We start from the raw sequence: 15,309 nt of genomic DNA, 5'->3' as shown, positions 1-15,309 counted from the left end.
CGCGTCGACCGAGCCGAGGATCACGTTCGACGCACCCGCGCCGCCGCCCGACACCCCGACGCCGGCCGCACCGCCACCCGCCACCGTCAGGGCCGCCGCCGCCGCCGCCGCCTCAATGCTGCCAGCCCGGCTCGCCGTGACGCTCACATCGCCGGTCCGGGCCGTGACGCCGGTATCGGCGTTGCGGATCGCCGCCTCGACCGTGCCCGACACGGTGTTGAGGGCGAGCGTGAAGCCGACCGCCACCGACACGCCCGCGGCGCCGCCGCCGGAGCCGGCCAGGGAGGCCGATCCGGCGAGCGCCTGGATGCTCGACCGGTCCGAGGCGTCGAGCGCCACGCTGCCGGCCGAGATCCCGGTCGCCCCGTCGCCGTCGATCACCGCGCGGGTGACGACACCGATGGCGTTGGTGACGCCGACGCCGGCCGCCGCCACCCCGACGCCGGCCGAGCCGCCGCCGCCGATCGCAGCCGAGGCCGCCACGACCTGGGCCTTGATCGCCTGGTTCGAGGTCGCCGTCACCGCGAGCGCGCCGGTGGACGCGACGCTGCTGCCGCCGATCTTGGCGAGCACGCTGGATTCGCCACCGGCGGCGAGCGTGTCGGTGCGGTCACGGTCGCTGCCGCTCGTCGACCAGTCGCCGATCTGGTTGGACGCCGCGGAGATGCCGACCCCGACGCCGACGCCGGCCGAGCCGCCGCCCCCGCCCGCGAAGACCGGGGCGAGCACGGTCGCGGCGATGCCGGAGGTGGAGTCGGCGGTGACCGCGAGGCTGCCGCTGCCGGTGATCCGGCTCGCATCGACATGCGCCGTCGTCGCGGTGAGAAGGGTGTTGAACGCGAAGGCGCCGCCGGCGGAGACCGACACGCCGGCCGAGCCGCCGCCGCCGACGCTCACCGCCGCCGCGGTCGTGCTGCTGGAGATGGCGGCCGCGCTGCGCGCCGCCACGGCGACCGCTCCCGTCGCCGAGAGGCCGTCCGTCACATCGGCGATGGCCGCCTCGACGGTGTTGCCGATGGTGTTGAGGGCGAGCGCGAAGCCCACCGAGACGGCGACGCCCGACGAGCCGCCGAGGCCGGCGCTGATCGAGGCGGTGCCGGCGGTCGCCGCGATGGCCGAGGTATCGGCCGCGCTGATCTGCACCGCTCCCGCCGTCACGGCGTTGCTCGGGATGGTGCTGGTCTGGAGGCCGGCGCCTTCGATGAAGGCCCGGGCCGCGATCGCGATGGCGTTGACCACGACGGTGCCGCCGGCCGCGACGCCGACGCCGGTGTCGCCGCCGCCGCCGATCGCCACGGAGGCCGCGGCGACCAGGGCGTCGATGGTGTTCTTCGACTGTGCGCCGAGGCTGAGGGTTCCGGCGGCCGTCGTCTTCACGCGGGTGAGCGAGGCTTCGACGACGGTGCCGCCTCCCGTCGCCAGGGTGTCGCGCCGGGTCTGGCCGCTGCCGGTGCTGGTCCAGGTGCCGATGCGGTTCTCGGCCGCGGCCACGCCGATGCCGACCCCGACGCCGTTGCTGCCGCCGACGCCGGCGGCGAGCGAGGCCGCGACGATGCGGGCGGTGATGGCGGCGGAGGCCTCGGCCGCGACGGCGACGTCGCCGGCGCTGTCGATCTGGCTCTCGCGGCCGGTCGCCCGGGTGCTGGTGGTGATGACGTTCGACGCGAAGGCGCCCGCGCCCGAGACCGCCACGCCGTTGGAGCCGCCGCCGCCGATGCTGAGGGCCGCCGAGGCTGCCACGGCCTCGATCGTGCCCGCCGACTTCGCGGTGAGCGCGACCCCGCCACCGGTGGTCTTGAGGCCCTCATCGACCCGGGCGATCGTCGCCTCGACGTCGTTGGCGATGCGGTTGAGCGCGATGCTCACGCCGATCGCGATCGCGACGCCGGAATCGCCGGCCGCGCCGACGGCCAGGCTCGCCGACAGGGCCGTGGTGGTGATGGTGGAGGTGTCGGCCGCCGTCACCGCGGCGCTCGCGGCACGGAGTCCGGGCGTGGCGCCGGTTCCGTCGCCGTCGATCGTCGCCTGCGTGGCGAGGCCGATGAAGTTCTGCGCGTAGGTGCCGCCGGCGCTGACCCCGACGCCGTTCTGGCTGCCGCCGGAGAGCGCGACCGCGACCGCCACGATCGTCGCCGCGACCGTGTTGGTGGTGGTGGCGGCGACCGTCAGCGCGCCGGCCGCATCGACCCGGGCGTTGCGCAGGGTGGCGGTGACGCCGGCGCGATTGCCCTGGACCGGCGTGTCGGAGATCCGGTTCGCCGCCGCATCGTAGGCGGTCCAGGAGCCGATCTGGTTGTACGCGATGGCGATGCCGAGGGCCCCGGCTCCGCCCGAGCCGCCGCCCGAGGCCCCGATCGAAGCCGCCGCGCCGACGATGTCGGCCTGGATGGCGAGCGTGCTGTCGGCGGTGACGCCGACCGCGCCGCCGGAGGTGATGGTGCCGCCCTCGACCAGGGCCGAGGTGGTGCTGTCGATCAGGTTGGCCGCGCCCGCTCCCGCGGCGGCCACGCCGACGCCGGTGGCGCTGGTGCTCACCCCGGCCGCCATGCTGGCCGCCGCCGCCACGGTCTTGATGCGTCCGGAATTCGTCGCCGAGACCGAGACGCCGCCCGCCCCGGCGGTGACGCTGGGGACGTTCGCCACGCGGGCGGCCACGTCGCCGGCGATGCGGTTGACCGCGACGGTGGCGCCGATCGCCACCGAGACGGCCTTCTCCTGGCCGAGCGCCACCGCGAGGGAGAGCGCGCCGAGATTGGCGGTGATCGCCGAGCTGTTGCTGGCCGCGACCGTCACGCCGCTCGCCGCGAGGCTGGCGCTATCGGCGATCTCCGCCACCGTGGCGGCGCCGACCGTGTTGCCGGCGCCCGCCCCCGAGAGGCTGACGCTGGTCGAGGAGCCCGAACCGGAGGCGGCGACGCCGATGGCGGCGGCCACGACCGTGGCATCCACCGTGCGGTTGGTGGTCGCCGTGACGGCGACCGCGCCGGACGCCTTGACCGGGCTGCGCAGCAGCGAGGCGCGCACCTGGGCGCCGCTGCCGACGGTGTTGGCGCTGGCCGAGACGCCGAACGCGACGCCGGTCGCGGAATCCTTCGAGGCGATGCCGGCCGCGACCGAGAGGGCGCCGGTGAGCGCCTCGACCGCCGAGGTGTCGGTGGCCGAGACCGTGACGCCGCCGACCGCGGCGCTCGCCGAGCCCGCGGCCGAATCGGTGATCTCGGCGATCGTCGAGCCCGCGATGGTGTTGACCGCGACGGCGCCGCCGCCGCTCAGGGCAAAGCCCGTCCCCTGCCCGCTGACCTGGGCGGTGACCGAAGCCGCGATGGTCTGGGCGGTGATGGTTGCCGCGCGCTCGGCCACGGCCGAGACCGTGCCGGCGCCGGACACCGTCGGGACGGCGCGGATCGCCGCGGTCACGTCGCTGGCAATGTCGTTGTTCGAGATCGAGGCGCCGATGGCGACGGAGGTGCCGTTGCCGCTCGACTTGCCGCTGACATTGGCCGCGACCGCGATGGCGCGGGCCTTGGTGCTGATGGCGGAGACGTCCCGCGCCTTGACGGCGACGCCCTCCGCCCCCGAGGCGACGGCGGCATCGGCCAGCCCGGTGCCGTCGATCAGCGCCGTCACCGTGGTGACGATCTTGTTGCCGGCATAGAGCCCGGCCCCGGACAGGGAGGTGTTGCCCGAGCTGGAATCGCCGCCGCCGCTCGAAGCGCCGACCGCCACCGCGGTTGCGGCGATCGCGGCATCGATCGTCGCCGTGGAGCCCGACGTCACCGAGACGCGCCGGTCGGCATTGACTTTGGCCTTGGTGATCCGGGCCGAGACGTCGAGGGAGGAGGTGATGCCGGGGCCGAAGCCGTTCGCGACCGGCAGGCCGCTGCCGTAGAAGCCGATCATGTTGAAGGCGAGGGACACGCCGATCGCATAGGCGGAGGCGGAATCCTTGCCGATGACCACCGACGCCGCCGTGGCGTCGATCTTGGCCGCGATCGTCGAGGCGTTCTTCGCCGAGACGTCGACGGCACCGCTGCCGCCGGCGCCCTCGGCATCCTCGGCGGCCGTCCCGGTCGCCCGGATGGTGCTGTTGGCGATATGGGCGTCGACGCCACCCAGGATGGTGTTGAATCCGAGCGCGCCGCCGCCCGCGAAGCCGACGTTGTTGCCCGATTCCTTGCTGACGATCGCCGCCACCGCGGTCGCCGATGCCGTGGCGTGGATCGCCGCCGCGCTCTGCGCCGCCACCGTGACCTTGCCGTTCGTGGCGGTCAGGCTGTCGACGCCGTCGATGGCGGCGCTCAGCGCCGCATCGACGATCGTGTTGCGGGCGATGCTCAGCCCGACCGTGATCGAGGTCGTGGTGCTGCTGCCTCCGCCCGAACCGCCGCCGGCCTGGGAGCCGCCCGTCTCCGCGTCGCTCGTGCTGGGCAGGCGGTAGACCACCGCCGTGACCGGGGCGCTGACATCCGCATCGATGGCGGAGCCGCTCGTCGCCGTGACGGCGACGCCGCCGGTGGCCACCGTGCCGCCGCCCGTGATGTCGGCCGTGGTGGCGAGCTTGACGAGGTTGAGGGCGCTCACCACGCCGACGCTGGTCGTCGCCACGCCGATGCTGGAGACGGAATTCTCGATCGTGCTGGCGATCGTCGCGTGCGAGAGCGCCGAGACCGTGACCGCTCCCGTGGCATCGATCGGGGTCGAGGCGATGCTCGCCCGCGCGGTGAAGGGCGACTGGCCCTGGATCGTGGTCGCGAGGTCGGTGCCCGCGAGGGCGTCGACGAGGTCGAGCAGGAAGTTCTGCGACGGCACGCCGATCTTGTTGGCGGCCAGCGTCACGCCGACCGCGGTGCCGCTCGACTCGACGGTGCTGTCGACCGTGGCGGTGATCGCCGCCTCGTTCGTCGCCGCCGCCGTCACGGTGCCGACGGTGCCCGCGTTGGCCGTATCGCCGAGCGTGCTGCCGGTGATCGTGGCGCTCGCCGAGCCCAGGATGGCGTTGCCGGCGATCACGCCGCCGAGGGCGAGCGAGGTCTTCCCCGCCTCGTCGCCGGGCTTCAGCTTCGACTCGACCGTGCTGGTCACCGTCGCGGTGATCGTGCTGGCCTGGTCGGCCTGGACGGTGACGTCGCCGGCATGGGTGACCATGATGTCCGTCAGCGCCGCCGTCGCGTCGCTGCGGATGCTGTTCTGGACCAGGATGCCGCTGACCGCGACCGCGTAGGGCTTCGACCCGGTCTGGCCGCTGCCACCGCTGCCATCCGCGGCCGGCTCGTCCGAGCCGCCCACCTCCGTGCTGTCGCCGAGATTGAGGATGCCCGGCGGCAGGAACTTCATGAACTCGCGCAGATTGTTCTCGCGCCAGAAATGCGCCGAGTCGAACGTCGCGGTTCCGAGATCGAGGGTCGCGGTCGGCCCGTAATAGACGTAGATTTTCTCCTTGCCCGACGCATCCTCGCTATAGACCGTGTCGCCGAACGTGACCTTCTGGGTTCCCGAGCTGGTCGTGTAAGTGTAGTTGCCAAGAATTTTGTCGGCGAAGTCCTGCAACAGGCTGTTCTTGGTGAGGCTGGCGATCGAGGAGAGGGAATTCTCTGCCGTGATCTCGGCCTTGCTGTCGGCCTTGACCGTCACCGCGCCGCCGGCCGCGACCGAGGTCGCGGCCGGCGAACCGTCGATCGTGGCGACCGCCTTGGTGTTCACGAGGTTGCTCGACAGGGCGAAGCCGAGCGCCAGGGCGCTCGCATCCTTCAGCGCGGCGTTCGAGGAACTGGCGTCGTTGTTGAGCGTGGCGGCGATCGTCGCCCGGTCCGTCGCCTGGAGGGTGAGCGCGGCGTCGGGGCCGGTGGTCACCGCGCTTCCGGTGATCGTCGCCCGGGCGCCCGCCGGGGTGTCGTCGAGATGCTGCGCGTTGGCGATCACCGGATCGCCGGTCAGCGTGTCGACCGCCCGGAACAGGACGTTCTGCTCGCGCCAGCCGATCGTGTTGAACGCCAGCGTGACGGCGACCGCATTGCCGTCGCTGGAGGTGGCGTTCTGGTTGGTGGCGGTGATCCCGGCCTGGTCGTCCGCCGTCACCGCGACCCCGCCGCCGCCGGTAAGCGTCGCCCCCGTCACCGCCGCGCTCGCCGCGCCGAGGACCGCGTTGGTGGCGATCACCCCGCCGAGCGCCAGGCTCCTGGTCTGCGAGGCGCCCTCCTCCCCGTCCGTCGGCTCGTAGGAACTCGCCGAGGTCACCGTGGCGGCGCTGTCGGCGGTGGCGTCGATCGTCCCGGTCTCGCTGGCCGTGACCGCGATCGCCCCCGTCCCGCTGGTCACGCGGGCATTCGCGATCGTGGCGGTGGCGTCGCCATGGACGCTGTTGAGCACCACGAGGCCGCCGATCGCCAAGGCCGTGGCGGATTGAGGGCGCGTCGCCGCCGCAGGGTTCTTCGCGGACGGGTCCCCGGTCGGCGCCTCGGTCTCGCCCTCCGGCGTCTCCGCCCCGGGCGCCTCCGGCGTCAGACCGAGATCCGGCAGCTCGAAGTCGTCAGGGATGAACGACGAGTCGAGCGAGCGCTTCCACAGCAGCTTGTCGGTGAAGTCCGTCGCCGCGAGGTCGAGCGTCGCCGGGCTGCCGCCCATATAGACGAAGATGTCGCCGGTCTTGTAGTCCGAGTCGCTGCCGGCGATCTTGACCCAGTCGGCCTTGCCGGCGGTTTCCGTGGTCAGATCGACCGCGGCGAGGCGGACATCCGACAGCGCGTCGGCGCCGACATATTTCCAGATCTCGCCGGTCATGGTGGCGAGGGTGTTGCCGGTCTCGATGGTGACCTTGGAGGAGGCGCCGGTGCGCAGGTCGAAGGTCGGCTTGGCGTAATCCTCGCCGATCCGCACCCGGGTGCCGAAATGCACCGTCTGCTCGTTCGCCGTGAGGTCGCCGGCCGAGACCGCATCGAAATCGCCGAAATCCGCGAGCGTGAGCCCGAGCGGCGCCAGAAGCCCGGCGATCCGCTCCTTGATCTGATCGATCTGGGCCTGCGCCTCCTTCTTCAGGCTCTCGACGCTGAGTTCCTGGCCGAGCAGCTCGCCGAGGCGCTTCTGCGCGTCGGTGCCGGCCCGCAGGGCCTCGTCGCGCAGCAGACCGAAACCGGTGGCGTCGATCAGGCCCTTGATCGCCTCCTTGCGTCCCTCCGCCTTGTCGTCGAGCGTACCCTGGAGCTTGATCTTGGCGACTTCCAGAGCAGCCTTGAGGGTGTCGTCCTCGACCGAGGCGTCGGCCTTGGCGGTGATCTTGGTGACGACATCGTCGATCGCATCGCCGATGGCGCCATCGAGCGCAGCGAGCACCGTCGCATCGAGGCTGGCCAGCTTGTCGACCAAGCCCTTAGCCTTGTCCTCGAGGCCCTGGAGCGTGTCGAACAGGCCGCCGGCAAGGTCCTTCGCCTTGCCGATCTGCTCGACGAGCTTGTCCTCGAGGGCGTTCAGCTCGGCCGGGAACAGGTCCCGGCGGTTGCGCACGAGGTTGCCCTGGATCGTCGCGGCCTGGATCTCGTTCGGGTTGGTCGAGAAGTCCGACGGCAGGAACTTGTTGAGCTTGCTCTGGGTCGTGACCGTGCCGCCATCGCTCTCGGTCACCGTCGAGCTGGTCACGATCTGGACGTTCGAGGCGATGCTGTTCGCATCGACCGCGCCGACCCGCACCCCGCCGCCCGCCGCGGCGATGTCGGTGCCCTGCGCCGCATCGACCGGGAGCGCGGTGTTGTCGATCGTCGCGGTGGCGCTGCCGCTGACCTTGTTCGAGGCGAGGACGACGCCGAAGCCGCTGCCGCCCGAGCCCTTGAGGGAATCGGTGCTGCTGAGCGCCGCGTTGCTCACCGTCGCGTTGATCGTCGCCGCGGCGTTCGCCGCCACCGCGATGTCGGCGCCGGCCGAGACCTGCGAGGCGACGATCGTCGCCTTGGCGCCGGAGCCGACCTCGCCGCCGAACGCATCCGCCAGGGTCGGCGAGCCGATCAGCGCGTCGAGGGCATTGAAGAGGAGGTTCTGGGTCCGGTAGCCGACCGAGTTGAAGGCGAGGGTGACCGCCGCCGAGACGCCGCCATTCTCCCCGCCCGACGTGGTCGAGGAGGCCCGCAGCCGGGCATCGACGCCGGCCTGGTTGTCGGCCTGGACCGTGAGCGAGCCATCCGTGGCCGTGGCGCTGCTGCGCAGGACCGACGCCTCGGCGCCGCCGCGCACGACGTTGGTCACCGCGATGCCGTTGGCGGCGATCAGCGTGCCGGAATTGCGCGCCGGCTCGTCGGGGGCCGGGTCCTTCGCGGACTTGAACGACTGGCCGCCCGAGGCGGTGACGGTGCTCAGCACCGTGGCGGCAATGTCGCTCTTGTCGGAGGCCAGGACCGCAAGGTCGCCCTTGGCCGCGACGCTGGCATCGGTGACCCGGGCGAGCGCGCCGCCGGTCACCTCGTTCATCACGATCAGTCCGCCGAACGCCTTGGAGGCCGGCGGCGGGGTCGGCGCGGTGCTGGCCGGGATGTCGAAGGCGTCTGGCGCCGTCGACGGCGTCACCCCGCCATCGGTCTTCGTGGCCTCGCTGCTCGTCGCCGGCGGCGCGGCGATCGTGTCGATCTCCGGCGCGGCCGACAGGGCGAGCCCGCTCACCCAGTCGGCGCTGGTATAGTCGGCGCCCTTCAGCGTGACCTTGGCGTTGTCGGGACCGCGATAGACGTAGATCGCGCCGCGGATGCCCTTGGACTCGGTGTCGTTGACCGCGAGCTTCACCGCCTCGCCGACGCGCATGTACTGGTACCCGTCGAGCGACGAGTAGCGGGCGCGGGTCTTGGTGACCCTGGTGGTGGTGTCGGACTCCGCGTCCGTGGTGGTGGTGGTGATCGAGGTGGCGTCCGAGGTCGTGCCGGCGGTGTCGGAGAGCTTCGTCGGCGCTTCCGTGACGGTCACGCCCTCCGCCACGTCCAGCCACGTTGTGGTGTCGCTGTAATCCGTCGCGCCGAGATCGAGCGCCGCCTTGCGCCCGACATAGACGTAGACCTGCCCGTTGATCCCCTTGGTGGTCGCGTTGCCGGCGTTGTAATCCGCGGCGAGGCGCACGCGGTCGCCGGTCAGGACGGTCTGCGTGCCCGACTTCGTGGTGTAGTCGTAGGTGGCGAGGGCCCGCGCCTCGGCGATCTTCGCCACCTCGGCTACCACCCCGTCGACCGCCGAGGCGCTGACGAGGCTGCTCGACGAGGTCACGCCCGCCTGGTTCGCCGCCGTGACGGCGACGCCGCCGAAGGCCGAGGTGACGCTGCCCTGGCTGGTCGCCGGCGCCGTCGCCGCGACGGTCGGGGCGCCGATGAACGCCTGGGCTTGGCCACTGACCTTGTTGCTGGCGAGGATCGCCGCGGCCGAGAGGCCGCGGGCGCCGGTCTTCGCCGCGTGCTCATATTCCGCGGCCGTGCTCTGCGTGACCTCGTCGCCGACCTGGGCACCGATCTGGGCGGTGTTCTCGGCACCGACCGCGACGTCGCCGCCGGCCGCGAGCGTCGTTCCGGTGATCGACGCGGTGGCGTCGGCGGGCTGCTCGGCCTTGGTCGCCGCGGCGATCAGTGGGTCGCCGACGATCGTGTCGATCGCGTTGAAGAGGATGTTGCCCTGCTGGTAGCCGACCGCGTTGAAGGCCAGCACGAAGCCGATCGACGCCGTCTCGCCGGCCACCGAGCCGGTGGCGCTGGCCTGGATCGTGCCGGTGTTGCGGGCCTGGATGCTCACGAGCCCGCCGGTCGACAGGCCGGTGCCGCCATCGACCGTGCTCGCCGCGATGCTGGCGCTCGCGCCGTTCAGCACCGTGTTGGTCACGGCGACGCCGCCGAAGCCCTTGCCGCCCTCGATCGTGCTGGTGTCGGACGCGGTGATCGTCGCCCCCGACTCCGCCGCGACCGTGACGTCGGAATCGGTCGCCACAACCTGGGCGCCGGTGATCAGCGCCTGCGCCTTGCCGGACACTTCGTTGCGGTCGAAGACCAGGCCGAGGCCGAGCGAGTCGATGCGCCCGGCCTTCGGCTGCGAGCCGGTGGTGCCGCCCGGCACAATATTTGACTCGTCGAGCTTCTTCCACAGGGAGAAGTCGGAGAAGTCGCGGGTGGTGTCGCCCAGATCCACGTTGGTGAGCGGCGTGCCGCCCATGTACTGGTAGACGGCGCCGGCCTCGCCCTTGCCCGCCCCGGTCGGGGTCCAGCCGGTGCCAAGCCGGATCTTCTGGCCGAAATGGACCGTGCGCGTGCCGGAGGCAGTGGTGAAGTCGTACTCGCCGAGGAGCTGGTCGGCCGCCTTGGTCGCACCGGTCACGTCGCCGGCCTTCGTCGCCGTGGCGCTGGCCCCCACGGAGGTTGTGGCGGCGATCTCGGCCTGATCCTTGGCCGAGACCGCGACGCCGGCGCCCTGGACGGTCCGGGCGCCGGAAAGCCCGTCGATCGTGGCGGTGGCCGCGCCGCTGACGCGGTTCATCGCCACCAGGCCCGACACCGCGAGGGCGGCGGCGTTGGCCGCCTCGGCGGTCGCCGTGACCTGGTTGCCGAGATCCGCCGTGATGGCACCGGCCGATTGCGCCGCCGCCATGACGGTCGCGGTCGCGGTGATGTCGGCATTGGTGATGGTGGCCGTCGCCTGGGACGGGCTGCCGGTGCCGAGATTGGTGCCGATCACCGCATTCAGGGTGTCGAACGCCAGGTTGCTGCTCTGGTACCCGATCGCGTTGAAGGCGAGCTGCACGCCCGCCGCGCCGGCCAAGGTGCGCGGCGGGGTGGGGAGCGGGGTCGCGCCGCCGCCGCTGGAGGCGGAGTCCGTGCCGGCCGCCCCGGTGGCGGTCGCGGTCACCTGCGCGGCGACCGTCGCCGCGATCGAGCCGGCGGTCTCGGCGGTCACCGCGACATCGCCGCTCTCGCCGGTCGTCGTCACGCTGCCGCCGTCGATGCCGGCCGTGGCGACCGCGTTGACGGTGTTGGTGGCGATCACCGCGTTGATCGCCAGCGCGGTCGCGTTCGAGGACTGGGCCCGGTCGAAGGCCGAGACGGTGCCGGCGGTGTCGGCACTGTCGTCGCCGGCATCCGACTTGTCCTTCAGGGTGGCGATCGCCTCCACCGTCGCCTCGGCCGTGGCGGTGATCGTCGCGCCACGGTCGGCATCGACGGCGACGCTGCCGGCGGTGATCGTGCTGCCCTCGACGATCCGCGCTGTGGCGCCGCCCGCGATCTCGTTGCGCACCACCATGCCGCCGGCCGCCGTCGCGCCCGAGCCGGTCGCCGTGCTCTGCACGGTCTCGGCCTCGCGCACCGGGCGCCAGAGATCGAGGTCGTCGTAAGCTTGCGTCTTGAGGTCGAGCTTCGTCGCCGCGCTGCTCGGGATGTCGGGGCCCATATAGGCGAAGACGGCGCCCTTCTGGCCGATCTTCTTCCAGAGCGTGGCGTCGGTGTAGTCGTTGGTCGCGAGGTTGATCGGCGCCGAGGCGGCGGTGCCGACGTACCGGTAATAGGCGCCCGCCTCTCCCTTGTCCTCCGGGTAGCCTTCTTGCAGAAGAATGACGTCGCCCGGCTGCACCACATGGGTCAGCGTCGCGGGAACGGGGGGCGTGGCGGGGGCATCGGGATCGACCGCGTCTTCCGTACCGGGCTTGACCGGATCGGGGGAACTCGCGATCGCCGTGGGGAAATCGAGGACGACGCGCTGACCGAGGGCGATCGCCACGGGGGCGCTCGCGCTGGCCTCGAAGTCGGCGGGCCGGGTCTTGCCGGTGTCGAGACCGCCGTCGCTCTCGGCGGTGCTCGAGGCGACGAGCTTGACGTTGGCGTTGATGGTGGCGACATCGGCGCCGCGCACCGTGAGCGCGTCGCCGTTGGTGACGGTGGAGCCGGTGATCTCGGCGGTGGCGGCCCGCGCCATCCGGTTCTGCACGATGATGCCGCCGATGCTGCGGCTCGACGCGCTGACGCCGCTGCCGGCCGACGGATCCTTGCGCTGCGGCAGGCTCAGGCGCGCCAGCACCGTGTTGAGGGCGCTGCGCTTCAGGTCGTCCTTGGCCTTCTGCTCCTCGGCCTGCTCCGGGCTAGCGCTGGTCACGCTGGTGCTGACCGTGGCGTTGACCGTCCCGGCGCTCGAGGCATTCGCCTGGACCGTGCGGTCGGCCCGCACGGTGGCGGCGGTGATGCGGGCGCTCACCGCCTGCGTCGCCATGGTGGAGAAGAAGGCGGTGCCGAGGATCGCGTCGATCGCCGTGCCGGCGAGCTTGTCGGCGAGCGCCCCAGTGGCGATGCCGGTCAGCCGGTAGCCGATGATGTTGAGCGCCGAGGCGCCGCCGATCGCGGTGCCGCCGCCCTGGTTCCCGCCCGAGGCCGTGCTGCGGGTCCGCGCGTCGATCGCCGAGAGGTCGATGGCGTTGACGCGCACGTCGCCGGTGCCGCCGGCGGTGAGCGCCGACTCGCTCGCCGCCGCCTGGACGGTGCCACCGTCGATGGTCGCGGTGGTGCTGCCCAGCACGATGTTGGCGGCGATCGAGCCGGCGACGCCGACCGTTGAGGCGACGGCGGCGGCAGCCGCCTCGGCGGTCAGCGTCAGGGAGTTCTGTGCCTGGACGGAAACGCCCGTGCGGCCGGTAACGGCCGAGCCGGTGAGCGCCGCCGCGATGGTGCGCTCCGCGGTGTTGATCGCCGAGCCGCGGCCGATCGCGAGCGTAGAGGCGTCGCTGGTCGAGGGGGCATCGACGTCGGACGCGGTGTCGACGGGGATCGCGGTCGCGCTGGCCTCGGTGGCGTCCATCGCCAGGAACGACACCGTCCCGGACGCCGTGATGCGCGCGGTCTCGGCGAGCGCCCGGGTGGCGCCGGTCAGGAGGTTGCGGGCCTGGATCGCGGTCGCCGCGACGCTGGTCTCGTTGGTGGCGCTCGCCGCGACCGAACCGGCGCTCACCGCCACGCCGCGTACCGCGACCGTGACCGTGTCGTCGATCGTGTTGGTGACGGCGCCGGCCTTGATCGGCGCCGCGAGCGAGCCATTGGTCTCGCCGTCCCCGGCGACCGTGACGTCGATGCCCTGCGCGTCCTTGCCGAGGCCGGGCGTCGCCGCGCCGATGCGGGTCGTGACCGCCCCACGGTTGTCGGCGGCGAGCGACACGCCGCCCGCGGCGTCGATGACCGGCGTCGCCCCGGTCGCCGGCAGCGTCCCGGCCGAGGACGTCCCGATCGTCACCGCGGTGTTGCGCGAGACGGTGGCGTTGCCGGTCAGGGCGAAGAAGTTGAGGAGGTCGCTCACCACCGGGAGCGGGCTGTCGTCCGTCGCCACGAGATGCGTCGCGACGTCGGTGCGGTCGCGGGCGGCGATCCGCACGGCCGGGTCGGCCGGGGCCGGGCTGCCCGCCGCCTGAACGATCCGCGCGGCCGGATCGACGCTGACGCTGGTGACGTTGGTGACACTGGTCTCGGTCGCCTTGATCAGGCCGGTCGCGGCCTGCTCGGCCGGCGTGAACACGTCGGACAGGGCAGCGTCGCCCTTCGCGACGGCCAAGACCTGGGCGGCGGTGCCGCTGCCGGCACTGGTCAGGGTGCCGAGGCCCGGCAGGACGAGGCCGAGCTGGGTGACGGTGACGCTCGCCGCCGTGTCGGCGGCCAGCGCGACCGTGCTGCCATTCACCGCCCCGCCCGCGCCGACAGCGACGGTCGAGGTGTTGGACAGCACCGGGGTGACGGACCGGAGCTGCGGCGACGCCAGGGACGTCAGCGTGACGGCGTTGTCGACATGGGTCGCGATCGAGGCGGCGCCAGCCGTCGCCGTCACCGTGCCGGCGAGCGTCACGGTGGCCGAGCCGGTGGCGTTCACCGACAGGGTCGAGGCCAGGGCCGGGATCGTGTCGCCCTCCCCGCCGTTGAGGGCGAGGCGGCTGCGCACGGCCACGTCGACGGATGTGCCCTGGATCACGGCCGTGCTGCCGAGCGTCAGCGCCATCTCGGCGTCGACATTGCTCGACAGCGCGTGGCTTCCGGAATCGCCCAGCACCGTTGTGGAGGTCGCGTCGGCCGCGAACGCGAAGGTGCCGGTCGCCTTGATGCCGGCGGTGCCGAAATTCGCCGCGTTCTTGCCGATGCCGCCCGAGAAGGCCAGGTCGACATCGCCCGCGATGGCGGTCGTTCCGGTATCGACGACGAGCGTGTCGTCACCCGCCCCACCCTGGACGGACACGGCGACCGAGGGCGGCAGGCTGGCGACGTGGAACGTGTCGTTGCCGGCGCCGAGCAGGATGCCGAGGCTGACGGTGGGGGCCTCGAAGGCGACGAGCGGCGACGACGCCCCGGTCGTGCCGAGACTGAAGCCGCCGGTGCTCGCCGCGAGGGTGAGATCCGAATCGGTGCTCCCGAGGGCTCCGCTGAGGTCGAACGAGACGTCCTGCACGCCCCCGAAGGTTCCGCTGAGGCTGGCGCCGCTGCCGAGCGCCAGGGTGGCGCTGCTGCCGCTCGCACCGTTGAGGGACTCGACGCCGCTGAAGCTGGCGGCGAACTGGCCGGCGCTCATCGTGCCCTGGTCGGCCCCGGTCAGGGTCCACAACGCCGAGGGCCCGCTGGTGAGGACGAGCGAGTCCTGTCCCCCGGCCCCGAGGATGCTGAAGCTCGGCAGCGTCGCCCCGGAGGCGTATGTGGCGAAGGTCGCGAAGGAGGCCGCGTCGACCGTGATCACGTCCTTGTCGGTCGAGCCGTTGATCGTGACCGAGCGCAGCTCGCCGATATCGCCGAACGCCAGGACCTTGCCGGGATCGCCATTCGTCCCGGTCTGGTTGAGATCGAGGATCTGGACGCGCTCGACCTGGACGCTGCCGGCCTGCTGCACGGCGGTCGTCTCGATCAGCCGGACCAGCAACTGGTGCTCGGCGGCCACCGGCGTCGCGTCGGTGGCGATGTTGACCGTGATGTCGGTGCTCAGAAGGACGCGGGGCTCGAGCGGATCGAAGATCAGCCGGTCGCGCCGCAGGGCGAGGTGAAACGTTGCCTTGAGCTTGGCGATGATGTCGCGCTTCGAGGCGCGCCGCGGCCGGGGGGCGGCGGCCCTCGGCGCGGCCTGCGCGCGCTCGCGACGGCGGAAGAGCGGTCCCCAGAAGCCCTGCGACGTGAACGGGAACGCCATCCTCGACTCTCCTGACCTGCGAACGACCCTCGGAACGCGGCACGGACCGCCTCGCGACGACGAGGACGGCCGGATTTCGCGCAACCGACAACGGATGGACAGGCGCGCAAGGGAGCCTCGCGCACCATCCTGGCACTGGGGGTATCGGATCGGGTACGGGCTGCCGATGGC

At 72.5% G+C, this 15,309-nt stretch carries 1 protein-coding gene; it reads right to left on the bottom strand.

What is annotated here, in order from left to right:
* Positions 1-15,138: LEPR-XLL domain-containing protein (locus VP06_RS29265; protein ID WP_048467334.1), on the bottom strand; the 15,138-nt coding region annotated here is incomplete at its 3' end.
* Between the last annotated feature and the right edge of the window lie 171 nt (positions 15,139-15,309).

Source organism: Methylobacterium aquaticum (assembly GCF_001043915.1).
In the GTDB taxonomy this organism is placed as follows: Bacteria; Pseudomonadota; Alphaproteobacteria; order Rhizobiales; family Beijerinckiaceae; genus Methylobacterium; species Methylobacterium aquaticum.
This window is presented reverse-complemented; position numbering and strand designations above follow the sequence as displayed.